The sequence below is a fragment of the Methanospirillum stamsii genome (assembly GCF_003173335.1).
GTDB lineage: Archaea > Halobacteriota > Methanomicrobia > Methanomicrobiales > Methanospirillaceae > Methanospirillum > Methanospirillum stamsii.
The window spans coordinates 1-22,788 of record NZ_QGMZ01000016.1; the positions used below are offsets into that span (position 1 = coordinate 1).

30 protein-coding genes are annotated in these 22,788 nt (G+C 41.0%); 20 read left to right on the top strand and 10 right to left on the bottom strand.

From position 1 onward, the window contains the following. Nucleotides 1–100 precede the first annotated feature (100 nt). The 14 genes from DLD82_RS08270 to DLD82_RS19555 all read left to right on the top strand — a co-directional run bounded on the left by DLD82_RS08270 (nucleotide 101) and on the right by DLD82_RS19555 (nucleotide 7,909). Nucleotides 101–412, top strand: a complete 312-nt coding sequence (locus DLD82_RS08270) for a hypothetical protein (RefSeq protein WP_109940649.1) — start codon at nucleotides 101–103, stop codon at nucleotides 410–412. Then, nucleotides 402–554 carry a hypothetical protein gene (locus tag DLD82_RS18555; protein WP_181391328.1) on the top strand — a complete coding sequence of 51 codons (153 nt, stop codon included), beginning with the start codon at nucleotides 402–404 and terminating at the stop codon, nucleotides 552–554. The genes DLD82_RS08270 and DLD82_RS18555 overlap by 11 nt, the downstream gene beginning before the upstream one ends. A gap of 156 nt (nucleotides 555–710) precedes the next feature. Continuing rightward, on the top strand, nucleotides 711–1,022 hold the full coding sequence (locus tag DLD82_RS08275; protein ID WP_109940650.1) for a nucleotidyltransferase family protein: 312 nt from the start codon (nucleotides 711–713) through the stop codon (nucleotides 1,020–1,022). After that, the gene (locus DLD82_RS08280; protein ID WP_109940651.1) at nucleotides 1,009–1,365 is read left to right on the top strand and encodes a HepT-like ribonuclease domain-containing protein; all 357 of its coding nucleotides are present in this window, start codon (nucleotides 1,009–1,011) and stop codon (nucleotides 1,363–1,365) included. Before DLD82_RS08275 ends, DLD82_RS08280 begins: the two co-directional genes overlap by 14 nt. A 42-nt stretch (nucleotides 1,366–1,407) precedes the next feature. Then, nucleotides 1,408–1,575 carry a hypothetical protein gene (locus DLD82_RS18560; protein WP_181391329.1) on the top strand — a complete coding sequence of 56 codons (168 nt, stop codon included), beginning with the start codon at nucleotides 1,408–1,410 and terminating at the stop codon, nucleotides 1,573–1,575. A gap of 27 nt (nucleotides 1,576–1,602) precedes the next feature. Then, nucleotides 1,603–1,881, top strand: a complete 279-nt coding sequence (locus DLD82_RS08285; RefSeq protein WP_109940652.1) for a Fic family protein — start codon at nucleotides 1,603–1,605, stop codon at nucleotides 1,879–1,881. Nucleotides 1,882–1,943: 62 nt separating this feature from the next. Beyond that, nucleotides 1,944–2,996 carry an endonuclease NucS domain-containing protein gene (locus DLD82_RS08290; protein WP_109940653.1) on the top strand — a complete coding sequence of 351 codons (1,053 nt, stop codon included), beginning with the start codon at nucleotides 1,944–1,946 and terminating at the stop codon, nucleotides 2,994–2,996. Nucleotides 2,997–3,164: 168 nt separating this feature from the next. Continuing rightward, nucleotides 3,165–3,755, top strand: coding sequence for a hypothetical protein (locus DLD82_RS08295; protein WP_181391330.1), 591 nt, complete (start codon nucleotides 3,165–3,167; stop codon nucleotides 3,753–3,755). Between the two features lie 218 nt (nucleotides 3,756–3,973). Continuing rightward, the gene (locus DLD82_RS08300; protein ID WP_109940654.1) at nucleotides 3,974–4,309 is read left to right on the top strand and encodes a DUF4258 domain-containing protein; all 336 of its coding nucleotides are present in this window, start codon (nucleotides 3,974–3,976) and stop codon (nucleotides 4,307–4,309) included. Beyond that, nucleotides 4,306–4,560 (top strand): type II toxin-antitoxin system MqsA family antitoxin, encoded by a 255-nt coding sequence (locus DLD82_RS08305; protein ID WP_109940655.1) that lies wholly within the window; start codon nucleotides 4,306–4,308, stop codon nucleotides 4,558–4,560. Before DLD82_RS08300 ends, DLD82_RS08305 begins: the two co-directional genes overlap by 4 nt. A 359-nt stretch (nucleotides 4,561–4,919) precedes the next feature. Then, a complete protein-coding gene (locus DLD82_RS18565) occupies nucleotides 4,920–5,093 on the top strand; it encodes a hypothetical protein (RefSeq protein ID WP_181391331.1) in 174 nt (57 codons plus the stop codon). Between the two features lie 30 nt (nucleotides 5,094–5,123). Further along, entirely contained in the window at nucleotides 5,124–5,255 is a 132-nt protein-coding gene (locus DLD82_RS19335) for a hypothetical protein (protein WP_281267999.1), read from the top strand. Nucleotides 5,256–5,565: 310 nt separating this feature from the next. Further along, nucleotides 5,566–7,536 (top strand): PEGA domain-containing protein, encoded by a 1,971-nt coding sequence (locus DLD82_RS08310; protein WP_181391332.1) that lies wholly within the window; start codon nucleotides 5,566–5,568, stop codon nucleotides 7,534–7,536. Nucleotides 7,537–7,768: 232 nt separating this feature from the next. Continuing rightward, nucleotides 7,769–7,909, top strand: a complete 141-nt coding sequence (locus DLD82_RS19555; protein WP_369333091.1) for a DUF6444 domain-containing protein — start codon at nucleotides 7,769–7,771, stop codon at nucleotides 7,907–7,909. A 385-nt stretch (nucleotides 7,910–8,294) separates the two neighbouring features. On the opposite strand, the gene DLD82_RS08315 is transcribed toward DLD82_RS19555, so the two are convergent. The 7 genes from DLD82_RS08315 to DLD82_RS08345 form a co-directional block, all read right to left on the bottom strand. Beyond that, on the bottom strand, nucleotides 8,295–9,653 hold the full coding sequence (locus DLD82_RS08315; protein ID WP_146199734.1) for a thrombospondin type 3 repeat-containing protein: 1,359 nt from the start codon (nucleotides 9,651–9,653) through the stop codon (nucleotides 8,295–8,297). Between the two features lie 969 nt (nucleotides 9,654–10,622). Continuing rightward, complete coding sequence (locus DLD82_RS08320; protein WP_146199735.1) at nucleotides 10,623–11,378, bottom strand: hypothetical protein; 756 nt, start codon at nucleotides 11,376–11,378, stop codon at nucleotides 10,623–10,625. A 150-nt stretch (nucleotides 11,379–11,528) separates the two neighbouring features. Beyond that, nucleotides 11,529–12,290: a hypothetical protein gene (locus DLD82_RS08325; RefSeq protein ID WP_109940659.1), complete on the bottom strand. Its 762-nt coding sequence runs from the start codon at nucleotides 12,288–12,290 to the stop codon at nucleotides 11,529–11,531. Between the two features lie 139 nt (nucleotides 12,291–12,429). Then, on the bottom strand, nucleotides 12,430–13,197 hold the full coding sequence (locus DLD82_RS08330) for a hypothetical protein (protein ID WP_146199736.1): 768 nt from the start codon (nucleotides 13,195–13,197) through the stop codon (nucleotides 12,430–12,432). Between the two features lie 136 nt (nucleotides 13,198–13,333). Beyond that, entirely contained in the window at nucleotides 13,334–14,101 is a 768-nt protein-coding gene (locus DLD82_RS08335; RefSeq protein ID WP_181391333.1) for a hypothetical protein, read from the bottom strand. Between the two features lie 143 nt (nucleotides 14,102–14,244). Beyond that, nucleotides 14,245–14,982: a hypothetical protein gene (locus tag DLD82_RS08340; protein WP_109940662.1), complete on the bottom strand. Its 738-nt coding sequence runs from the start codon at nucleotides 14,980–14,982 to the stop codon at nucleotides 14,245–14,247. A 224-nt stretch (nucleotides 14,983–15,206) separates the two neighbouring features. Then, nucleotides 15,207–15,821 carry a hypothetical protein gene (locus DLD82_RS08345; RefSeq protein WP_146199737.1) on the bottom strand — a complete coding sequence of 205 codons (615 nt, stop codon included), beginning with the start codon at nucleotides 15,819–15,821 and terminating at the stop codon, nucleotides 15,207–15,209. A gap of 400 nt (nucleotides 15,822–16,221) precedes the next feature. Between DLD82_RS08345 and DLD82_RS08350 the strand changes: the two genes are divergently transcribed. The 6 genes from DLD82_RS08350 to DLD82_RS08375 are packed head-to-tail and all read left to right on the top strand — an operon-like array spanning nucleotide 16,222 to nucleotide 20,658. Then, nucleotides 16,222–16,464, top strand: coding sequence for a FeoA family protein (locus DLD82_RS08350; RefSeq protein ID WP_109940664.1), 243 nt, complete (start codon nucleotides 16,222–16,224; stop codon nucleotides 16,462–16,464). A gap of 6 nt (nucleotides 16,465–16,470) precedes the next feature. Next, entirely contained in the window at nucleotides 16,471–16,695 is a 225-nt protein-coding gene (locus DLD82_RS08355; RefSeq protein ID WP_109940665.1) for a FeoA family protein, read from the top strand. A gap of 7 nt (nucleotides 16,696–16,702) precedes the next feature. Further along, a complete protein-coding gene (gene feoB, locus DLD82_RS08360) occupies nucleotides 16,703–18,691 on the top strand; it encodes a ferrous iron transport protein B (protein WP_109940745.1) in 1,989 nt (662 codons plus the stop codon). Between the two features lie 3 nt (nucleotides 18,692–18,694). After that, a complete protein-coding gene (locus tag DLD82_RS08365) occupies nucleotides 18,695–19,144 on the top strand; it encodes a hypothetical protein (protein ID WP_109940666.1) in 450 nt (149 codons plus the stop codon). After that, entirely contained in the window at nucleotides 19,137–19,499 is a 363-nt protein-coding gene (locus tag DLD82_RS08370) for a helix-turn-helix domain-containing protein (protein ID WP_181391334.1), read from the top strand. Before DLD82_RS08365 ends, DLD82_RS08370 begins: the two co-directional genes overlap by 8 nt. Next, nucleotides 19,429–20,658 (top strand): metal-dependent transcriptional regulator, encoded by a 1,230-nt coding sequence (locus DLD82_RS08375; RefSeq protein WP_109940668.1) that lies wholly within the window; start codon nucleotides 19,429–19,431, stop codon nucleotides 20,656–20,658. Before DLD82_RS08370 ends, DLD82_RS08375 begins: the two co-directional genes overlap by 71 nt. Nucleotides 20,659–20,966: 308 nt before the next feature. Here DLD82_RS08375 and DLD82_RS18570 read toward each other — a convergent pair whose 3' ends face one another. The 3 genes from DLD82_RS18570 to DLD82_RS08385 form a co-directional block, all read right to left on the bottom strand. Then, nucleotides 20,967–21,110 (bottom strand): hypothetical protein, encoded by a 144-nt coding sequence (locus DLD82_RS18570; RefSeq protein ID WP_181391335.1) that lies wholly within the window; start codon nucleotides 21,108–21,110, stop codon nucleotides 20,967–20,969. 97 nt (nucleotides 21,111–21,207) lie between these two features. Beyond that, the gene (locus DLD82_RS08380; RefSeq protein ID WP_109940669.1) at nucleotides 21,208–21,390 is read right to left on the bottom strand and encodes a hypothetical protein; all 183 of its coding nucleotides are present in this window, start codon (nucleotides 21,388–21,390) and stop codon (nucleotides 21,208–21,210) included. Between the two features lie 129 nt (nucleotides 21,391–21,519). Beyond that, nucleotides 21,520–22,782, bottom strand: a complete 1,263-nt coding sequence (locus tag DLD82_RS08385; protein WP_181391336.1) for a PAS domain-containing response regulator — start codon at nucleotides 22,780–22,782, stop codon at nucleotides 21,520–21,522. Nucleotides 22,783–22,788: the final 6 nt, after the last annotated feature.

Below are 22,788 nucleotides of genomic sequence, written 5' to 3' on the forward strand. Positions count from 1 at the left end.
CAAAAAATTGTTTGAAGAAAAGCGAATTAGTCATTTGTAAGTTATAAATTCATAAACTTAGGCCCTGAAGGTGCTTACCTCCGGAGAGTCGTCCGGACCGATGGGAATTGATGAGTATGCAGAGCAGGAATCCGAAGATTCGGGGGACTCTTCCGGATGCCTGTTTTCTCTTCCGGGAAATGTAACAGTCCGGAAGAGCGAGATTCTCACGTCCGGTCTTTTGTCCGGGGGCAAGTTCGTGTCTTCCCGGTCGATCCGGGATGCTCTTCTCGCAGAGTATTTTGTGAACGGGTCCGGGCTGTTTCTGTCAAGGGCAGTGTCAGATGACGGAAACCGGACGATGAGGTTTGGTTCTGATGTTTCCGGAGTGATGAATGTGACTGAGAGGATGGTGCTTGGCGATGTGGATTGAACTGGTTTTACTTGGGATTTCGGTGATGAATTGTGTCGGGACCGTCGGGATTTGGCTCCGGTATGTCCGGGAATTCCGGGGAGTAGTGCAAATGGTCCGGGTGAGTGAAGAGGGGGATGTGGAGGTGAAGGGATTGAGGTAGAAGGAGATAGGGGAATTTCTTTTTTTTGAGGGAATAATGAGGATTCGTTTAAATTCTTGTATTCTGGATATCACATTATGTTTTTTTGGGCAATCACTATACTCTATTAGCAGTGAAAGCGGTATAATTATCAGGTATAACGACGGAAAATAGTGCATGATTCAGCTTATTCTTGATAAGGGAGATGAGATTAAGCGGATTTGCATGAAATATAAGGTGAAAACACTCAGCCTTACCGGATCAGGTTTTTCAGGTACCTGGGATCCCCTTCATAGTGATATTGACTTAATTATTGAATTCCAGTCGCTTAGCCCAGAAGAACATGCTGATTGCTACTTTGGTATGGTTGAAGAACTGGAGAGTTTACTTGGGTATCAGGTTGATCTTATTGAAATGAGTGCAATTTCCAATCCATACCTTCGGGAATCGTTCTTATCATCACAGGAATCTTTGTATGCAATCACCTGATATACGAGTATATCTCCACGATCTTAAACATTCATGTGAACTTATTCATTCATTTATAGAAGGGTGTAATTTCGAGACATATATTTCTGATCCCATGAGAAAATCTGCTGTAGAACGCCAGTTTATTCTTATTGGGGAAGCATTAAACCAGATGCTTATTCACTTTCCTCAAGAAAAAGAACATTATCCTTATGCCCCACGGATAATCGCATTTAGAAATCGTCTCACTCATGCTTACAGAACCATATCAGATGATATAATCTGGGGAATTATCAAAAAATCTCTCCCCTTATTCTGTAAAAAGGTTAATCAGTTATGTGATCAGTACGAGGAAAACCGCTGAATTTAGTAAACTAATTTTTGAATGTATCTTTGATTCGAATAGTTGAATACAGACACGGATTATCAGTTATTACATCCGGAGTCACCCGATTTTGAAAAAGAAGAGCCCTATGTCTCTCTCCAGGGTATCCAGCCAACCCACTCCACTTTTGAGGGAGAAGGACTCTTACCTACCATGCTTAGCCCCTTAACAACCAAGCTTGCGGATTAAGAAGGGGGCTTATACTCCTTACCTACCATGTCACAACCTCTCCCTCCTCACCTTGAAAAAGCAATTCACAAGGTTGGGATGAGGGGAATTCCTTCTGATGTTCAGACATTGATTGCTGAGTTATGTGATATCAGGCCATATTCTCTAACTGAATTCGCAGACCTTCTTTGTCAGACACTGAAATGGAGCTATCATAACTATCTAAAACCAATGATCCGGGATAGGGTTCTTGAGCTTACCATACCAGATAATCCCCGGTCTCCAAAGCAAGCCGTCCGGACGAGATCCAGAAAGGAAGATACATGATGAAGAATGAGAGAGAAATACCAAGAAGTAATGAACCCCGAACAAATATCCGGAGGATCTAAATGTCTCATGATGTTCGTCTCTGGAAAGTGTCTCCATCTGACGGTAAAGAGATTCAGGAGATTTATAAATCGCGATTGAATCTTGAAGAGCGGTTGGAACGATGGATTGAAGAGGATATTTCCATTATTTCTTCCGGATACCAGATCATAGGCAGGCAAGTTGAGACGTCATTTGGTACCTATGTGGATCTTCTGGCAATGGACCAGGCGGGGGATCTTGTTATCCTTGAATTAAAACGAGATAAAACGCCACGTGATGTTGTGGCCCAGACTCTTGACTATGCTTCCTGGGTCAAAAAACTAACCGCCGAACAGATAATCGGGATTGCTGAAGAGTATTTTTCAAAAACGGGAGCCGAAACATTTGAAGAGGCGTTCTTCAAAAAGTTTGGTACTGCTATTCCTAATGAATTGAATGTCAGCCATTCTATGCTGATTGTTGCTTCGGTTATAGATGAGAGCACCGAACGGATTGTGTCATATCTTTCAGAGGAACATGGTGTCCCGCTCAATGTCCTTGAATTTCAGTATTTCAAAGATAATTCGGGAGTTGAATTCCTGTCACGGGTGTTTCTGATTGATCCTGATGAGGCAGAATCGAATACTGATCGGGTTAGTAGTGGGAAACGCCCTAAGAATCTTTCAAAAGAGGAACTACAGGAGATTGCTACCAATAACGGAGTTGGTGGCCTTTATCAGTCATTATTTGAGGGTCTTCTTCCCTGCTTTGATGGGGTAAAAACAACCCGGACATCTATCGGTTTTATTGGAAAGAATGTGGTAGGAACTAAAACCCCAGTGACGTTTTCATTAATTCCCTTGAAAAGTTCAAAGGAAAAAGGGATCAGATATGAACTCTATCTCACCAGACTTGCAGAGTATTTTCATACGACAATTGATGAGATTGAGAAGATCCTGCCAAAGAGCAGAGATATATTTCATTATAATAATGACCCAAGTCCTGAATGGAGTGGTTACCAGGGATTTTTTGAGAATGAGGATGTGGTCCGGTTATTTTTGGATGGCGTTCGCAGGATGAAGAAGAAGGTATGAGACAGTAGAAAAGAGGTTGATCCGGATATATCAGATTAATCCTTTCCTGAGCTATTTTGTTATAAGGTATGAAATTTGAAGGATTTTGTCATGATGCAATGAAATGGTTTCAACATCCTTCTTCTCATCTTCGGGGCCGGATGTGCAGACGAGATCTCATCGTCGATTGTGTGTGACGGTGCAACATGGGTCTCTTCGTCCGTCCTCGGACCAGATTCAGCGTACGCTAGCAGTTTTTTCACGACCGACCTTGCTTCGCTCGTGAGAAACCTGAAGCTTGAGGACTCCCTGAAGGTGCTTACCTCCGGAGAGTCGTCCGGACCGATGGGAATTGATGAGTATACAGAGCAGGAATCCGAAGATTCGGGGGACTCTTCCGGATGCCTGTTTTCTCTTCCGGGAAATGTAACAGTCCGGAGGAGTGAGATTCTCACGTCCGGTCTTTTGTCCGGGGGCAAGTTCGTGTCTTCCCGGTCGGTACGGGATGCTCTTCTCGCAGAGTATGTTGTGAACGGGTCCTGGCTGTTTCTGACGAGCGCAGTGTCGGATGACAGGAACCGGACGATGAGGTTTGGTTCTGATGTTTCCGGAGTGATTGGTACTGAGTTATTTTTTCCCGGGGTGGCTCTTGGGATTTCGGTGATGAATTGTGTCGGGACCGTTGGGATTTGGCTCCGGTATGTCCGGGAATTCCGGGGTGTAGTGCAATTGGTCCGGGTGTGTGAAGAGGGGGATGTGGAGGTGAAGGGGATGAGGTAGGGGAGAGAGAGAAGTTTTTTCGGGTAATTTCAGTTCATGGAGTAATAAAAAGAGATATCGTTACAGTTCTTATATAACGGTTGAACCACAGTATCTCTAGACATTTCAATTTTTAAAATTATTTTCTTCAGTGAAAATCAGTCTATGATACAGAAGATTACGATTCCCGATCCATACGATACTAATATTTGAGAAACTAAATATTGACGAGTTTAACAATGGATGATTGCTCCAAAGACACCAATTTTTCTATAGATATTTCATGGATACACCAAGAAACACGGATTGTGATACGTCGTCATGCTTTTGAGCAAATGTATTCCAGGAGAATTTCTGAAGAAGAGGTAGAAGAAATTATTCGTATTGGAAAGATCATTGAAAGTTATCCTGATGATTATCCATTTCCAAGTGCTCTCATTTGTGGTTATTTAAAAAACCGATCACTACATGTAGTCGCTGCATTTAACAGGGATGAAGATGAGATAATTGTAATTACTACTTATGAGCCGGATGAGATACATTTTGAATCAGGAATAAAGAGGAGGAGATTATGAAGTGTGCTATGTGCAAGCGGGGTGAAACAAAGCCAGGTGTTACCTCAGTCTTGCTTACCCGGGGTGATTTTACCCTTGTTATGCGGGAAGTTCCGGCAGAAATTTGTGAAATTTGTGGAGAAGACTATATTGATGGAAAGATTGCAAAGGATCTTTATCATCTGGCAGAGAGGATGCAGAACCAGGGGACACTACTTGATGTCCGGAAATATCAATATCAGAATGATCCGGTTTGTGGAGCTGAAGGATAATACTCATTTCTGGTATACTTTAATATCGGTTCCGGGATTATCCGAAAAATATCTCATTTTCACTCATTAGTCTCCGGATAATAGTATCACTTTTTAAGTAAAAGGTAAATTTAAACCGCTTTTTGAAAACGTAAATAATACTGATTATACATTGATATCAGACCAAATTATCATGTAGTCCATGTCAGGATTATGATTTTTCAGAAATATCGTTCTGACTTCATGGAAGAGTTGGAAAAATTATCTCCGCTTTTATTTGAATATTCCACCTTGATCAAAATAGCTGAATTCACAAACGGGTAATATAGGTCCGGAAGAGTGAGATTCTCACGTCCGGTCTTTTGTCCGGGGGGAAGTTCGTGTCTTCCCGGTCGGTACGGGATGCTCTTTTGGCAGAGCATGGTGTAAACGGGTCCGGGCTGTTTCTGTCAAGGGCAGTGTCAGATGACGGAAACCGGACGGTAAAGTTTGGTTCTGATGTTTCCGGAGTGATGAATGTGACTGAGAGGATGGTGCTTGGCGATGTTAGTTGAACTGGTTTTGTTTGGGATTTCGGTGATGAATTGTGTTGGGACCGTCGCAATATGGGTATTGTATATTCAAAGGTCAAAGACCTGATGACTGGTCAGAAAACCTTGACCATTATCTATATGGCTGCCCTGAAAGAACAACGAATAATGGAACTGAATGAGTAATTTCATGGAAACCCGGATATACTCTTTCTTGATACTTTTTTCATTGTGGATCTAATAAACAGGAAGACAAAGTATTTCCTGCTCAATTTTTGGTGATATTGGTACCATGTCTATACATGCATTCACCATTGAGAATATATCACATTGTTGGAACGATGTAAAGAAAAACTTCTCCTTGCTCCCCTGTTAGCTGCTTAAGATATATTTGGTGAACACTTTCCTTTGGTTTTTTTCATAGCCCAGGTATTCTATTGCATGGCATATCTTTAATTTCCGCTATTTAGAATATGGGCATCAGGGAGTAATGGGTATGCAAAAAAGATCTATTCAGGCACTTAGTATTCTTCTGGCAGTATTGCTGGTAACTATAATAGTAACAGGAATTACAAGTGGAGATTTGAATAAAAATGTGAATTTAATTTCTAAACCCTCACTTTTACTTAAGAATAATAATCTGACTCTGCATAAAATTTCCAGTTCCATTGATTCTTCTATTACAGGCCCGATATCAGGAAAAATTATTGATCCAATACCAAATATTACCATTAAAAAGGGAAATTTGTTAAAAGTAGGCAATATTTCTCTTTATAAATTAGTGGGAATATATCAACCGTTTACATCTGGTTCAAACCAAGGGGGAAGTCTATATGGCAAACCACTTTCAGGTCAATTGGATACCTCATCAAATAATCAGGAGAATGAAGGTACCATAAGTGTTACTTCCACACCGTCAGGTGCAGAGATATTCGTGGATGGAACTGATATGGATGGAAAGACACCATCTGACATTACAGGTCCTCCAGGAACATATACCATTAGTCTGTCTCTAAACGGATATAAGACAGTAGAGAAAACAGGGACAATAACTTCGGGTGAAATTACTTCTTTACACTTCACCCTGGAATCTGTAGGTGAAGAAAAGCCGGGAACGGAAAAAAGTGGTGGTAGTTCAGATGAAACCGGAACCCTCACCATAACATCCACGCCGGATGGAGCATCAATTTTTGCTGATGGCAGTAATCTGGATGCAAAAACACCATCTGAATTTGATGCTGATCCTGGTTCCTACGTGATCAGTGTATCGTTGGAGGGTTATAAGACTGCAGAAAAACAGGTTACGGTTACTTCAGGGGAAATTGCGACAGCTAATTTTTATCTTGAACTTGCTGGAGAAGGGCAGGCAGGCATAGATGAGAACACCGGGGAATCGGGAGGTATAGGAACCCTCTCCGTGAAATCTACACCAAGTGGAGCATCAATTTTTGCTGATGGCAGTAATCTGGATGCAAAAACACCATCTGAATTTGATGCTGATCCTGGTTCCTACGTGATCAGGGTATCGCTGGATGGATATAAGACTGCAGAAAAACAGGTTACGGTTACTTCAGGGGAAATTGCGACAGCTAATTTTTATCTTGAACTTGCTGGAGAAGGGCAGGCAGGCATAGATGAGAACACCGGGGAATCGGGAGGCATTGGAACCCTCTCCGTGAAATCTACACCAAGTGGAGCATCTATTTTTGCTGATGGCAGTAATCTGGATGCAAAAACACCATCTGAATTTGATGCTGATCCTGGTTCATACGTGATCAGTGTATCGTTGGATGGATATAAGACTGCAGAAAAACAGGCAGCGGTGACTGCAGGAGAAGTTACCTCAGTGAGTTTCAATCTTGAACCTACTGGAGAAGGTAGTACCGAATCCAGAACAGGAAGTATATCATTTAGTTCTACTCCTGATGGAGCAACAGTATTTCTTGACGGAGAAGAAATTCCCAATAAGGTAACTCCCTTTACAAAATCTAATATTCCCAGAGGAATTCACAAGGCGTTTGGAGAACTCGATGGAATTAAAACCGGTTCTATTCAGATACAGGTTGAAGAAGGATTCACGTCTGAAGTATCATTTCTCTTTAAACCAGGGGGAACTTCTCAATTTGGATATTCCGGATATTCCAATTATGGTTCTGGAACATATCACTCAGGGGATAATTCACCGTTTGGTTATTCAGAATCAGATGATTATAGTGCCGGATCATTTTCATCCGGAGGTAGTGGATTTGGAAGTGGTTCATACCTGACCCTCCAATCTTTACCATCCGGGGCAGACGTTTTCATTAATAATCAACATATTGGAAAAACACCAGTTAGCCAGGAAGAACTGAGTCCAGGAACATATTCTATCCGATTTGAGAAAGAAGGATACCAGGATACTGAATTTACAGTTACTGTTTCTGGATCCAGCATGAAAACTGTGACACGAAGTATGAGCCCATTGTAATAAAATGCACCGATTCAGCCGGTCTCATCACCCAATTTTCAAATCACCCATAAAATTCCACAAATTAATCATGTTCCGTTTTTAAAAGAAATACCGAAAATCATTTAAGATGACAATTTGAGTGAAATTTTCAAATGAATTTTCCAGAAGAATTTTAATTGAAATTAAAGTGGATTCCATCTGATGTTATCGAATATAATATTTGCCATCATGAAAAACCATAAAACTTGAGATAAGAGTCAAAGAACTTGAATCCAGCCTTAATCCCAATAGTACGAATGGCGGGAAACCTCCCTCATCAGATGGGTATGCCCTGAAAAAAATCGTTAATGAGAAGGAAATCAAAAAAGCCATGAGACTATCCCGGGCATAAAGGAAATGCCCTCAAACTAAGTGCTCATCTGAAGTACTCAATCGGATACATATGATTACATTCATTCCTCTGCAGCAACCCGCCGGACTTATCGCTCCATGCTTTTCACTCAAAAAGCCGCCATATCATCCAGAATAGAAGGGACACAGAAATCCTATTCTGTTACCCTTCAGTCACCAAAATCAATACAATTACAGGTTCTTGTTGCAGGTTTTTTCTTACCTTTTTTATGACCTTTATCATTGGAATTGTAATTGTAATTCTGGCGATTATTCTCCGGTACAAGATGCATCCGGATTACAGCAACACAAAAGAGATGGTTGTTCAAAATAACATGTAAAAAAAATGATCTATTCAAATCATCTTCATTCAGCACCTGAAAAAATTAATAGGTATATTCAGGTGGCTCCCAAATATCATACGCACATTCCTCGTTGGGGCAACAGTGTCCGCCTGAACACCCGTATTCACAATCCCTGTCTCTATACTTTTCTACGAACGAACCTCCTGAAGGATCGTCAGGTGAATACACATATTCACAATAATACTCTCTCGAGGTGTCCTCATCCAGGCAGATATCCTTGTTTATTTGAATCGGACCAGGATTTTCCGGATCTAACACTATTTCTGTATCGCACAAGCAGTAGCCGTTGATACATCCGTTCGGGCATTCAATCTCTATGGCCTGAGGTCCGTTTTCTCCACAGATGTACTCAATAACATGGGTACCGTCTTCAGAACAGCGTTCTGATACATTATATGAACAACGGGATTCTCCCCTTACCACAGTAGTTGTTGAACCTGGCGGTCCTGACGGGGTTGATACCTCCTTGGTACAGTGTTCAGTATACACCAGACTGGGGATTAAGGGATCAAGCCCGTCAGAATCTCTACACCCGCATCCATTTCCGGATACCTTGCCGTACAGTGTCTCCCAATAGTAAACATCCCTCCCTTCTGATGCTGAATACTGCGATAATTCCAGGCACGAAACACCGGTCAACCGTTCAATCTCAGGGCAGCAGTATACCTCGCCACTGACCAGCGGGAGAGAACAAGCATCACAGAGATCTCCAACCCCGTCATGATCAATATCTCCCTGAGCGGGATCAGAAACATCCGGGCAGACATCGAAGAGGTTTCCGATTCCATCTCCGTCTGAATCCCCACTAAGAATAGATTGCGAACCGGTAATCGTGCCACTATCATGGATTGTCAGACTTGGACGCGGAGTCGGGGCAATAATTGTGGCCACCTGATCAGAAATTTTCTTGGAACTGACTGGTATCGGCGATACCATTGGAACTCCCTCCGACTGGGGGGGTTTCTCCCTGAAACAGTACATCGGGTCTCCGGCATCAGACTGTCCACACAATATTTTATCTTTCGAACAGGAGATCATTTTCTTTTCTTTTGCCTGGTTCTCTGTCAGGCAAATACATGTTCCATTACATGGTGTTGTCTCCTGACCTCCGGTATTAGCAGGGGTAATTTTGCTGAACGAAGTCCCAAGGATTTTAGGACTGACAACAACAGGAGAGATATTCGGTCTGAAACAAAAGAGAGGATCTCCATTTTTCGCTTTTCCACAGGAGAGCATATCTTCTTCACACGGTACCATGTGTTTCTCTTTTGCCTGCAACGCGGTAAGACAGGTACAGCCATCAGGACATTGAATCGCAATGGATATTCCTGCCAGTAGAAGCACAACCAAAAATCCCAACACAATCCATCCGGTTTTCATTAAACCACCTGAATGGAAATCAATCAGGGTATATATAAGATTTGTTGGAGCAAACACAAAAAAAACAATCTGTGGATTGTAGAAATCCGGAGAACGATACAATTTCCATCAGGAAACAAAACAGGACCGGTTTCAGGTTTAAAATATTGCGCTGGTAAAATGAACATCCGGACAGGTAAACGAATTTTTTCTCTGTCTTTTTTTTATCTGATATTTCTAATATCCTGAGGAAGTTTAGAGGTCAAACAACCGGTGACGTGCCACATGAAAACAGGTGAACAACCTCATTCCATGAAAACAATGATGTGCATAGGGAGATGTACACAATCGTAGAGATCTAAATCCCAACCGGAGGTATCACTCCAGCTGTTTCAATACTTCTCGACCAGATATTCAGATTCACCTTCATCGTACAAAGATCTATTTCGGTTTGATTTTTGTCATATGGAACGAGGGGATTATTCATGAATCTCAAAACACACTCTTTCACTCTTTTTACCAGTCTAATTAGTTTCGAAAAAAAGTTCTAATTCTACCTCTTTTTCCTTCAAAACAATGTACTAATGAAAGGATCAATCTTCTAATACCAAAAATATGTGCACCTCACAAATAATTTATATAATGTAACTATTCAGGTGGCCTGAGCGCTCTCCTCGGAATCACCCTAAAATCTTCCCAAATATCTTCTTTCGTCTCTAAAAAAAGATTTCTACCAAAAGATCTTTTTATAATGAAATAAAGCGTTTTTTTATCAAATGGACTTTCCAGAAGAACTTAAATCTAAAATACTTGAATGTCCTCCTGAAGTAATTACATACATCGTATTTCTTTAAGAACGAATTGAGAAATTAGAAGCAAGAGTTAGAGAATTAGAATCCCGACTAAATCTTAATAGTAAAAACAGGCTCTTTGTCAGCTTCAGGGGGTATGATTTAGATTGAATGAAAAAAGAGTTTGGGTAATACCTGCTTATTCAGGAAGAGGAAATGGCCACATTGCAATGGTATTGGAAGGAATTCCCTCGTGCGATTTCCCGTAATAATTTGCTGCATAGCCTCTAGTTATATCAAAGTTTCCTTTCACCGTTTCAAGTGAAATTGTGTTTTCCGCACTAGGAGAAGGTGAAGAACTTGACGGATCAAACGTCTGCAGAATCAGGTGGTTTTCATCTGGATCGATAATGAGCCGATCCTGTCTCTTTATATAAAACTCATTATCAGGGACATCACTGACACCACCCCTTAACATGTAACAGTCATATTTATCGCCAATTATAAGATCTGCATCCCTGCTGTAACCAAGAACACCAGAAGAGACTAAAAGATGATTCCCATCCGTTTTCACAAGGGAATAGATAATGTATCGTGAAGAGTTATCTGCCAGATAATCTGCAAACTGACGAAGTGTCCACTCCGAGTAGGGTTCTGTCTTGAGAGGTGCAGAAAAATATTCTTCATCTATCACATTGAATGGAAGCGATCCACTCTTTAATTGTATCAGAGCATTGGATATAACTTCCGGACTCTGAATGATTTGTTTTCCGTCAAATAATGTAGTCCCCTTTTCTATTGTGCTTATCCCATCAGTCGGGGAGATGTTGTTTTTCTCTAACGTAACCAGAGGTTTGATAGGTTTTAGTTCAATAGCCGCTACAGAAGAAACCGAGATGAGACAAAGAAATAATCCGGTAATCATCAGCAATATCAGAATCATTCGATACTTCATAACACACCCTCTAAATGAGCAAGATCGTTGTGGACATATAAAAATTTTCCTTATGAGATTGGAATTTTATTAAAATCTGCAGAAATAGAAGTGAATACGTATCTAACTGATATTTCATTCAATAAAAAAAGAGTAATATTATTAATATTCTTATTCTGGAAGTGGATATGGCCACAGCGATATGACATGGATCTGTTGGTAATGATTCGATTTCCCGAAAAAAGTATTAGAGATGCCATTTGGAGACCAAAGCCGACTATAATAAGGTTCTATCAGAATTGTTTCTTCCTCATCCGGGGACAGGGATGATCTAAATCTATAAAATTCCTGAATTATCAACTGGTTTGAATCTGGATCAATCATTAACCGCAACTGACTAAAATCCCACAGATCTAAATTGCATTCAGGGTAAACAGAACAAGATAACACATATTGGTCATATTTATCTCCAATGATAAGATCCACACTCGGGTTGTATCCCAGAACTCCACGAGTTGTCTTAGTGTAATCTCCATTCGTTCTCGTAAGTGAATATAGAATCGTCCGTGAAGAATTCGCTTCAAGATAATCTGCAAACTGACGAAGAGTCCAATCCCAGTATGGTTCCTGAAGAGGAAGAGATCTTGCCATATCTACAGGTTCTCCATCAACTTCGTATAGATAGACACCACTCTTCATTTTTTTTAATGCAGTGGATATAACCTCCGGACTCTGAATTATCTCTGTCCCGTCAAATAATCTGGTCCCCACAGCTTTTGCGATAACATGAGTATTTACAGAGAGGTTTTTTTTCTCCATCGGAATAAGTGATTTGGAAATTTTTGGTTCAAGTGCCGTTACAGAAGAAACAGAGATTATACAGAGCAATAATACTGTTATCATCAGAAATAGCAGAGTTTTTCGATACTTCATAACACACCCTAATATGAGCAAAAGAGTGATGAAAATATATATATTTGCGGGTGAAGAATGGACATTTTAGGAAACTACTAAAATGCAAGTGAATACTTTTCGAACGGGTGAAATTTCAATTAAAAAAGAAGAGCCCTGGTTATTCAGTTGTTGATTCAGGAAGTGGATATGGCCACAGAGTTAGGAGAACGATTGGGGGATCACTATACGTTCTTCCGTAAAAGTGATTTGGGAAGGCATTGTTAGAGGCAATTTGACTATGAATATGTTCAATCATAATTGTTTCTTCCCAATCCGGGGACGGGGATGAACTTGATGAATAAAATTCCTGAATTATCAACTGATTTAATTCTGGATCAATTATTAGCCGATAATGACCTGTTCCGTGCCTCCATAAACCGCAATCAGGGTAAACAGGACAAGAAAAATAATACTTGGCATATTTATCTCCGGTGATGAGATCTATACTCGGGCTGTACCCCAGAACTCCTTCAGAAATCAAAATATAATCTCCATTCGTTCTCATGAGTGAATATTGAATAGTCCGTGAAGAATTCGCTTCAAGATAATCCGCAAACTGACGAAGAGTCCAATCCCAGTATGGTTCTCCATGAGGTCCTCCCTGATCTTCAGGTTCTTCATCACCATCGTTTAGGAACACACCACTCTTCATATTTTTAAGTGCAGTGGATATAACCTCCGGACTCTGAATTATCTCTGTCCCGTCAAATAATCTGGTGCCCACTCCTTTTGTGAGAGTATAAGAAGTCGGGGAGAGATTTTTTTTCTCCAATGAAGCAACGGATTTGGAAATTTTTGGTTCAAGTGCCGTTACAGAAGAAACAGAGATTATACAGAGCAATAATCCTGCTATCATCAAAAATATCATACAATTACTATACTTCATAGTACACCCTCAACATGACCAGATTACAATAAACACATATATATTTGCTGGTGAGGCCCGGACAATTTAGGGAGCTGTAGAAATATAAATGAATAATTTTCGTACCGGTGCATCATTCAATAAAAAAAGAGCAATGTTATAAAAATTCTGATTCAGGAAGTGGATTTGGCCACAATGATAGAATCACAACCGGACGAACCTCACTTACGATACCATAAAAAGGTCTCGCTCTGCCCAAAAAAGAGATTACATTAGGACCGCTGGGAGTCATACTGAGACCTATTAATTCTTCCGAGATAGGGGTTGGATTACCTTCCACATAATTTTGTAATACCAATTGATTTTCATCGGGTAAAATCGTGATGCGCCATTGACTAGAATGTTTCCGAAATACTCCATCGTTTGCAACATTCTCAATTCTAGTGCCATAAACATCAAATTTATCTCCTGTAATCTCATCCCGAACCACACTATATCCAAGGACACCATTTGATACTGAGGTCAACGATCCAGCTGTGGTTTCAATTGAATAAAGGAGAGTATTCGAAGTATTTGATGCAAGATAATCGGCAAACTGGCGAAGAGTCCAATCCCAATAGTGAACCTGTTCATCAGATGGCGAACTATCAGGTACCTCTTCCTCACTACTCAAGACCTGAGCACTCTTCAGCAATTTATATGAATCAGATAATACGGTTGAATCCTGAATAATCTCTGTCCCATCAAATAATTTGGTCCCCACTGCTTTTGTGAGAACATAAGATGTGGGGGAGAGATTTTTTTTCTCTAACGAAGTAAGAGACTTGGAAATTTTTGGTTCAAGTGCCGTGACAGAAGTAACAGAGATCATACATAGTAATAATCCTGTTATGATCAGCAAAACCAGAATTGCTCGTAACTTCATAACACACCCTCAATATGACCAAAAGGTAGTGAATCTATATATATTTACTGGCGGGGAACGGACATTTTAGGGGGCCGCAGAAATACACCCGGATACCTTTCGAACGAGTGTAAATTTAATAAAAAAAGAAAATCTCCCAATATTCAGGGAGCTGAGGTCGGAATCGGGTATGGCCATATTGCCAGAGTAGTAACCGGGACCCCATAGTCCCTGGCGCCATAAAAAGATGTAGTTTTGCCATTGCTGGAGCCATAACTCGTGGCTATAGCAGAAAGAGGATATTCATCTTCAAATATCGGGGTTGGGGATGAACTATCCGAGTCATAGTTCTGAATTATCAGTTTGTTATCATCCGGCATAATTATGACACGCCATTGATAGGGGTAACCCATAAATTCGTGATCAGGAACACCACTCACACCATAGGATAAGCGATATACATCTTGCTTATCTCCGATTATTTCTCTGTTATGCGGACTATATCCAAGGACCCCATGAGATGATGTAAAATAATCTCCATCAGTTCTCACAAGAGAATAGAGAAGAGTATTTGAGGTATTTGATGCGAGATAATCGGCGAATTGTGAAAGATTCCAGATCCAGTAAAATACCTCTTCATCAGATGGTTGACTATCTGTTGCAGCCTCTTCATCGCCTGAATCTGTAACACTCTCAAACTGTTTCAATGCTTTAGATATCACAGTTGGACTCTGAATTATCTCCCTCCCATCAAATAATTTTGTACCTACATCCTTTTTTATTACCTGCGTTGCAGGAGATTTGGATGTTTTTAGTTCTAATGCTGTTACAGAAGAAAAAGAGATAATCCCCAGTAATAGACAGGTTATAATCAGTAATACCAGAAGCCTGTGACATCTCATATAATGCACCCTTATCATGACCAGATAGCAGTGAAATTATATAAATATATTGCCTTCTGGCATAATTATTTACTTCGCAAAAACAAACAAAATATCAGGCGATAATATCAAATTTATCCTCAAAATAGAGAAAATACGATTTTTATAGACATACCATAATCATTCACAGAAACTGATCAGTAGACAATTTCAGAAAGTCCGGTATTATTGAGATAAAAAAAGGATTAAGTAGAATTATATGCCGGAGTTGGGACCGGACGAGGTTTATAGGTTGTTGTTGGAACCGGAGTTGGCGTTTTTTCTTCTGTTGCACAGACATCAATCTCCGGAGAGTGGAGAGGAATAACAGATTCAGCGATTTTAATAAATTGTTCTTCCTTACCTTCTGCATCTTCAATAGTATCATAAGTACCGGTCACTGCAACAACATTCCCGTCAATTAATCTGATAAATAGATTTGAAACCTTTCCATCAGCATATTTACCAAACTCAGTGACATTATCCACACCATAAACCGGCTCGGTGAGATTTGCAATACCTGCTTTAGAATTAAACTGTTCTAAGTTTACCTTCAGATTTTCTTCAATGATAGTTGAACAGTTAGTATTCTGATAGATATGGATAGCAATAACATTTGTAATGTCATTATTATCCATAACTCCGGTTGCCGGACCTGCATATGAACTCATTGCAAAATTTGACCAGTCGGAAGGCAATTTTACCACAAATTCGGCGTTAATAGTCTGATTGGCATAATCTCCGGAATTTTCAGCAGTGACAGGGAGCATTACTGCTACCATCAGGATACACATAAAACTGCTTAATCGAAATAGATCCATATCACAACGTACGGTTCTAACGATAATGAATTTTCTGGTGTGAAAATACAGACATGCCATTATTTTAAATAAACCTGATTAACCCAAAAAATACTGATGAATGTTATCAATACATGAAATCTCCCGCGTTCCATAACTACAACTTTCGTATGATCCTCAATATAACACGAAATAATCCTTGAATTCTCACAATTTCTGTAATATTTTAACAGTTAGAAAAACCCGGATTAATAAAACCAATTACCTAAATTTTTTTTAAAAAGAATTTCTGTATCTAATTATTTTGTGATTATCAGTAGGAACTATGGATTTCTGAATTTTCATTTTCATTATTCGTTACGGCTAATTTAATATAGGTAGACGTAAAAGTTTAGATGAGACTAAAATTATTAGGTGAATCATGTCCATCATCACAGTCGAACAACTCCCCCCCGGATCTTCAGGAATTGTATCTGAAATTCAGGGAGAAACGGCAATTCGTCGTAGATTAATGGAAATGGGAATATTACCCGGCTCCAAACTGACACTGGTAAAATGGGCCCCCCTCGGAGATCCCGCTGAATGCCAGATCCGCGGTTACAAACTGTCTCTTCGTCGTGCAGAGGCAGCATTGATAACGGTTGATACAAAAAAGGGGGAGTGAGACACGGTGGTTCCTCTCAGTCTGATGAAAACCGGCGACAAGGTTGTAGTCAGGGCCATCCAGGGAACCGGACACCTTGCAAAAACCCTCGGCCAACTTGGTATCATTATCGGAATTGAACTAACCATTATCCAAAAAGCCAAAGAATCCGTAATTGTCCGTATCGGTGAGAGCAGATACGCTCTTGGAGCCGGAGCAGCCAGTATGGTTCTGGTTGAACCACAAATTTGATGATCTTATGAAAGATATTCGCATATTACTAGCAGGTAACCCAAATGTGGGTAAAACGACCCTGTTCAACAGCCTGTGCGGTGTCCACCAACACACCGGAAACTATCCGGGAGTCACTGTTGAAATCAAGGAAGGAAAACGTCAGATAAATGATCATTCCCTTTTTGTATCCGACCTTCCTGGAACGTACAGCCTTTCAGCATTCACCCCGGATGAACAGGTGGCCCGTGATGCACTCCTGACATCCAATCCGGATGCGGTTGTGCAGATTGTTGATGCAACAAACATTGAGAGAAACCTCTTTCTCACAACTCAGTTGATGGAGATAGGCCTTCCAATGGTAATCGCTCTGAATATGAGCGACCTTGCAGACGAGCAGAAGATTACCATTGACGCTGAATGTCTGGAAAAGAACCTGAAAATCCCGGTGGTCAGGATAGTTGCACGAAATGGAGAAGGGATAGAAAAATTAGTTGATACAATCATCCGGGTTACAGAGAAAAAGACACCTGTAGATTACAAAAAAATTGAGTACCCTCATTCTGTTACAACGCACATCGCAGAAATCGGCAATTATCTGAGTTCGCATGTATCTCTCCTTGGTAAGTTATCACCCCATTATGCCGCAATACGCCTGATGGAAGGAGATGAACACCTGGAAAAAATGCTCCATGATCAGGGACTCGTTATTCCATTCATCGACAAATGTGATCCTGCTGAACGTGACGGTATTGCAGAAGACATTCTTCTTGCCCGGTACCGGACTTCGGAAGAGGTAACAACCTGTGCAGTAAAATGCTCCATGGGAGCCGTAATGCCTGCCGATCTTATTGATCAGGTATTGACACATCGATTGTTCGGAATCCCAATTTTCCTTTCATGCATGTGGTTTGCCTTCCAGATTACCTTCAGTGCATCCAATCCGTTCCTTGTGGGGATTGAGTATCTATTCGGAATTTTTACCGAAATGATGAATGGTGTCGAGATGGATCCATTTATCAGATCATTCCTGGCTGACGGAGTAATCGGAGGTGTTGGTTCTGTCCTCGTATTTGTTCCAAGTATTTTTGTCATGTTTATCCTCCTTTCAATCCTGGAAGATACCGGATACCTTGCACGGGCTGCGTTTGTCATGGACCGGTTCATGCATTCGGTAGGATTGCATGGTAAATCATTCATTCCGTTCCTGATAGGATTTGGATGTAATGTTCCGGCCATCATGGCAACCCGTACACTCCAAAGCAAAGCTGACCGGATAATCACCATCATCACCATTCCGTTCATGTCATGTGCAGCACGGCTCCCGGTATACGTCCTGTTTGCAGGAGTATTCTTTGGAGCTGCAGCAGGAAATGTAATATTCTTCCTGTATGTCCTGGGAATTGCTGTAGCCATCATATCAGCCATGATATTCCGTCGCTTCGTATTCAGGGACGAACCGTCCCCCTTCATCATGGAACTGCCACCCTATCGGAAACCAAGCGGATTGGCAGCAGCAGTTCACATGTGGTATAAAGGCAAGGAATATCTCAAGCGTGCAGGTATTGTCATCTTTGGAGGAGTTCTTGTAGTCTGGGCTCTTGCAACCTTTCCAGTCGGTGTGGAATATGGATCGGTAGACAGTCTTGCAGGAATCCTTGGTCAGGTTTTCCAGCCATTGTTCGCACCACTTGGATTTAACTGGCAACTGGTCGTAGGTCTCATCTTCGGATTCGTTGCAAAAGAGGTTGTAGTCGGATCTCTTGGAACTCTCTACGGCGGAGAAGAGATGCTTGAATCATCCCTCGCTGCCGACCCGACATTAAGTCCGGTCATCGCCCTTGCATACATGGTATTCGTACTCCTCTACTTCCCCTGTGTAGCTGCATTTGGAGTTATCAGGCAGGAATTGGGCAATTGGAAATGGACATGCATAGCAGTAGGCTGGGGAATTCTTGTTGCATACATCGTTGCATTCATCACCCTGCATGTAGGATCACTCTTCATTGGAGCATAAACAATGTCAAACACAACATACCCTCATAAATACCTCTATGGGTGGACAGGAATTGTAGCTCTTTCCACCTTCATCGCCGGCCTCTTATCAATACTTGAAGGAGCAGGAATTGCATTCGGGCTCTCCATCTTACCGGATATTCCGGGAGGATGTATCCTGGTACTGCTATCACTCATATTTGGAACTGCGGTTCTGAAAGGCAGATCTGACCGTCCGGGATGGATCAGTTTTTCATATGTTGCAAGTCTCCTCCTTCTGGCATTTGCAGGATGTTCCATTCTGGTTGAAGGGGGAAACCTTCTCACCGCAATAATGGAAGGAGAAGAAGAAGTAAACCTCATCTCGATTCTTAGCCCGGCATTTATTTGGGCAGGAATCATTGCAATCCCCTTGTACATTGGAGTATCAAAACTCATGTACAAGTGTTCATACAGGAGTGATTGCTGTGAGTGAAGGTCTTGAAATCCTTCACCTTATCCATTCAAGGAAAGGATGCCTGCTCTCCGAACTGGCTCTTGAACTTGGAATTCCTACAAGTTCGGTCTCATCCTGGGTATCAATGCTATGCAGCACTGGATATCTTAAAAAAGATTTGGGAGAATCAGTAGATTTTTCCTGCAAAAAAAACGGGATGAAATGCTCATGCTGCAATTGTTCCTGCGAAAACCAGATTAAAACTAACGAAAGCAGAGTGGAACTCACAAAACGCGGACTCGCACTCATCAGGAGGAAATGGGATGAAAAAACCGGATCAGAAGTTATCTCAGGCAATGGAAGATTACCTGGAAACAATCTATGTTCTCAGTAAAAACAAAGGGTACGCCAGAACTGGTGAAATTGCCCGCTCTCTTAATGTATCGCCCTCTTCCGTTGTTGAAATGGTAGGAAAAATATCCAGACTTGGATATGCTGAATGGAGACGGTATGAAGGTGTTTTTCTATCTCCTGAAGGCAGGATGAGAGGAGAAGTAATCCACATCCGTCATCAAACACTGCGACAATTTTTTGAATTCATCGGAGTTGCCCCGGATGTTGCAAACAAAGAAGCATGTATCATCGAACATGAACTCTCTCCGATAACCACCTCGGCAATTGGAAATCTGGTCAGTTTTTTAAACACCCCGGCAGGTTCACAAACGATTTCTGCACTTGAACTCTTTTTAAAGATTCAGGATTCCGGGCTTCCCTGGGAACATTCCAGCACTATCCAGGAGCCTGCATTTAATGAAATGGTTATTAAATCAGCCATTAAATCACAGGCAAATCATGATATCCTATCGGTTATCACCCGTCATGACCTCCTCAATACCATAACTGCACTTCACCGATATCTTGACCTACTAAAATCCATGTCTACCGGAGAAGAGATGAACCTGGTTGTTTCAAGGATAGAATCAACGATTCAGGCAATTAACAGACAAATTTCAACCAGTTCAGACCAACTTATTCCAGGACTTTCAGGACAGAAATGGATGAATCTTGGAGGTATGGTGTCAAATGCAACAGCCATGTTAGACACAGGATCTATTGTTATTGAATATAATCTGGGCTCTATTGAATTATTCGGAGATTCTTTGCTTGAAAAAGTAGTATTTAATCTTCTGGATAATGCAATCAGACATGGTAGAAATGTATCACGAGTTGTCTGTGGATTTTCACATGTTGAACAGGGATTGATTGTATATATTCAGGATGACGGAAGCGGAATACCAGAAGATGAAAAACAGGCATTATTCAGACCGTCACAGAATAATACAAGGTCCGGACTGTATCTTGCATACCAGATCCTGAGTGCAAGTGGAATGCAAATCAGGGAATGTGGACAAATCGGAGTTGGAGCCAGGTTTGAAATTACGGTACCGAACGGACTTTACCGGATGAAGGAAAAAGAAGAAACCGGATTGAAACCTATTTATTCAGATAATTCCGTATCTGTAAATAAAACCTGCTTTTCTCAGGCTCAATAACTAAGAGCCAGATACTATATCTTTTTTTGTTTTAGTGTGTATCATTTTGTTTCCAGTTATGGTAGTGACGCTAATATTTTTAAAACAGCGATAATTCCGGATAAACAGAACAGAACCCGGGAGAGATCGAATAATCACTGAATTTCACCATAACAGATACTGATTATCGAACGAAGGAAAGGCAATCTGCTCTGGTTTATTCAGGTGTGGCGATTATACGATCCTGATTGTCCTGTTTTCCAATGACTGCAAACAATAACAAATGTTACCAGGAAAAGCCAGACAATAATGACAACCTGCATGACTGATTATGATTGATTATCTGCCTTCTCTATCTTCTGATTACCTGTCAACCGGGTAGTGTTTTCTATTGGAGCATCCATGTATTTCCATAAGAATTCAGGGACAAGTTCCAAAGCCATCACTCCTCTGATTGACGCATGACAACCCATTTTACCTCCTTTTTAACCGTGTTTCACCATGTATGCCGGAACCCTTGGATCGGATTACTATTAGGCCCCGGACATACAAGATGACTGTACATCTCGATTAGAGCGGATCGGGATTTATTACAGACCCTTCAGTTTCACCCATGAGATGATGCATGTGCTCATCAAGGTTTTTTATATGACTGATAAGTGCCTCTAAATCACGCTGAACATGCTCAATGTCACCATGAACATGATTGAGTTCTTCTTTTAAATGTGTTATTAGATCGGATTTTTCACTCATTAACGCTCCAAACGCGGGATTGTACCTCCCGCATACCAATTTTTATATTTTGGTAGTGATGAGAGGTGACCTAAAATTTTTTTGATATAGGGAAAAAAGTTCAACTCCGGATAAACTCACTCTGATTTCCTATGAAAATGGAATAGGTTCATGAAGTTCAGCAAAGATCCGGGAAACTTTTCCATCCAGACCAGGACATGAAGTGGCATACAAAAAAATTTTCTGATTCTTACCCTTACATTTCAGAATTAACGGATATCCGCTTACATGGTTCTCACCATAGAGCAGTTCATTGCAGATAGTCCTGATTTCATCAGGATCCAAAAACCATCTGCTAATATCGGTTCCGATGAGAAACGTTCGCGAAAATCCAATCATATTTTCTGTGGCAGCATTCACATCCCAAATAGTAAGATCATGAGAAATTGTAACCAGGGGATCGATATGAGTTTCAATGAGAGTCCGGTGATAGTGATTCACCTGAGATAAATCAGCCTGAATTTGTTTTTCCCTGGATACATCACGAAAAGATTCGATTGCCCCGATGATGCATCCCTCAGGATCATACAGATGAGTGGACTTTACCCTGAAGGTAACCGGCAGAGGAAGACATGAATCCGGATTGTTTACCTCTGCAATGATCATACCCTCCCTCTCTTCAAGAATCGTCCATGAGTCAGGAGGTGTCACTCCGGAATGAATAAGGGTATCTGCAACTGCTATTTTTGATGAGGCATAAAACGGAATTTTTTCAGAATAATCTGATTTTCCGATAATATTTCCGGAATTTACCCCGGTCAGTTCTTCCATGCCATGATTCCATGCAAGGACACACCCTCTGGTATCTATGGCATAAGCCGGGTCAGGAAGATGATGAAAGATAGAATAAATAAGCCGTTCTGATTCACGAATTTTTTCTTCATACCTGTTCTTTATGACAGCCTGATGAATGACATGAGATAGTTCTGTAAATTGTGCTTTGGGACTACCGCCTTTTCGGATATAATACGATGCACCACGGTTTAATGCCTCAATTACAACTTCTTCCCGTCCTCTTCCAGTAAAGAGAATAAAAGGGATATTATACCCGTTACTCCGCAGACAGGAGAGAAATTCAATACCATTCACATCAGGCATATCAAAATCTGATACAATGGCATCAAAAGACTCTGATAACAGGAGAGAAAGACCTTCAAGTGCAGATGAGCAGCATATTGCTTCAATGTTTCCGGATTTCTCAAGAAATAACCGGGCAATCTCAAGTAGTGCAGGTTCATCATCAACTATCAGAATACGATGTTTTCTCTTTTTTATTGTCTCCGAACTATCAGGGGCAGATATTAAGGAGGAGGGAAAAGAGAGAGTTGACTCAGATATAATATGCTGTGACATCCGATC

Excerpts from the sequence above, each read along its gene's own strand:
- DLD82_RS18555 (WP_181391328.1), top strand. The coding sequence starts at position 402 with ATGTGGATTGAACTGGTTTTACTTGGGATTTCGGTGATGAATTGTGTC.
- DLD82_RS08385 (WP_181391336.1), bottom strand. The coding sequence starts at position 22,782 with ATGTCACAGCATATTATATCTGAGTCAACTCTCTCTTTTCCCTCCTCC.
- DLD82_RS08315 (WP_146199734.1), bottom strand. The coding sequence starts at position 9,653 with ATGAAAACCGGATGGATTGTGTTGGGATTTTTGGTTGTGCTTCTACTG.
- DLD82_RS08325 (WP_109940659.1), bottom strand. The coding sequence starts at position 12,290 with ATGAAGTATCGAAAAACTCTGCTATTTCTGATGATAACAGTATTATTG.
- DLD82_RS08345 (WP_146199737.1), bottom strand. The coding sequence starts at position 15,821 with ATGGATCTATTTCGATTAAGCAGTTTTATGTGTATCCTGATGGTAGCA.
- DLD82_RS08335 (WP_181391333.1), bottom strand. The coding sequence starts at position 14,101 with ATGAAGTTACGAGCAATTCTGGTTTTGCTGATCATAACAGGATTATTA.
- DLD82_RS18570 (WP_181391335.1), bottom strand. The coding sequence starts at position 21,110 with ATGGGTTGTCATGCGTCAATCAGAGGAGTGATGGCTTTGGAACTTGTC.
- DLD82_RS08270 (WP_109940649.1), top strand. The coding sequence starts at position 101 with ATGGGAATTGATGAGTATGCAGAGCAGGAATCCGAAGATTCGGGGGAC.
- DLD82_RS08280 (WP_109940651.1), top strand. The coding sequence starts at position 1,009 with ATGCAATCACCTGATATACGAGTATATCTCCACGATCTTAAACATTCA.
- DLD82_RS08300 (WP_109940654.1), top strand. The coding sequence starts at position 3,974 with ATGGATGATTGCTCCAAAGACACCAATTTTTCTATAGATATTTCATGG.
- DLD82_RS08310 (WP_181391332.1), top strand. The coding sequence starts at position 5,566 with ATGCAAAAAAGATCTATTCAGGCACTTAGTATTCTTCTGGCAGTATTG.
- DLD82_RS08290 (WP_109940653.1), top strand. The coding sequence starts at position 1,944 with ATGTCTCATGATGTTCGTCTCTGGAAAGTGTCTCCATCTGACGGTAAA.
- DLD82_RS08340 (WP_109940662.1), bottom strand. The coding sequence starts at position 14,982 with ATGAGATGTCACAGGCTTCTGGTATTACTGATTATAACCTGTCTATTA.
- DLD82_RS08330 (WP_146199736.1), bottom strand. The coding sequence starts at position 13,197 with ATGAAGTATAGTAATTGTATGATATTTTTGATGATAGCAGGATTATTG.
- DLD82_RS08305 (WP_109940655.1), top strand. The coding sequence starts at position 4,306 with ATGAAGTGTGCTATGTGCAAGCGGGGTGAAACAAAGCCAGGTGTTACC.
- feoB (WP_109940745.1), top strand. The coding sequence starts at position 16,703 with ATGAAAGATATTCGCATATTACTAGCAGGTAACCCAAATGTGGGTAAA.
- DLD82_RS08375 (WP_109940668.1), top strand. The coding sequence starts at position 19,429 with ATGAAAAAACCGGATCAGAAGTTATCTCAGGCAATGGAAGATTACCTG.
- DLD82_RS08275 (WP_109940650.1), top strand. The coding sequence starts at position 711 with ATGATTCAGCTTATTCTTGATAAGGGAGATGAGATTAAGCGGATTTGC.
- DLD82_RS08350 (WP_109940664.1), top strand. The coding sequence starts at position 16,222 with ATGTCCATCATCACAGTCGAACAACTCCCCCCCGGATCTTCAGGAATT.
- DLD82_RS08365 (WP_109940666.1), top strand. The coding sequence starts at position 18,695 with ATGTCAAACACAACATACCCTCATAAATACCTCTATGGGTGGACAGGA.
- DLD82_RS08320 (WP_146199735.1), bottom strand. The coding sequence starts at position 11,378 with ATGAAGTATCGAATGATTCTGATATTGCTGATGATTACCGGATTATTT.
- DLD82_RS08380 (WP_109940669.1), bottom strand. The coding sequence starts at position 21,390 with ATGAGTGAAAAATCCGATCTAATAACACATTTAAAAGAAGAACTCAAT.
- DLD82_RS08285 (WP_109940652.1), top strand. The coding sequence starts at position 1,603 with ATGTCACAACCTCTCCCTCCTCACCTTGAAAAAGCAATTCACAAGGTT.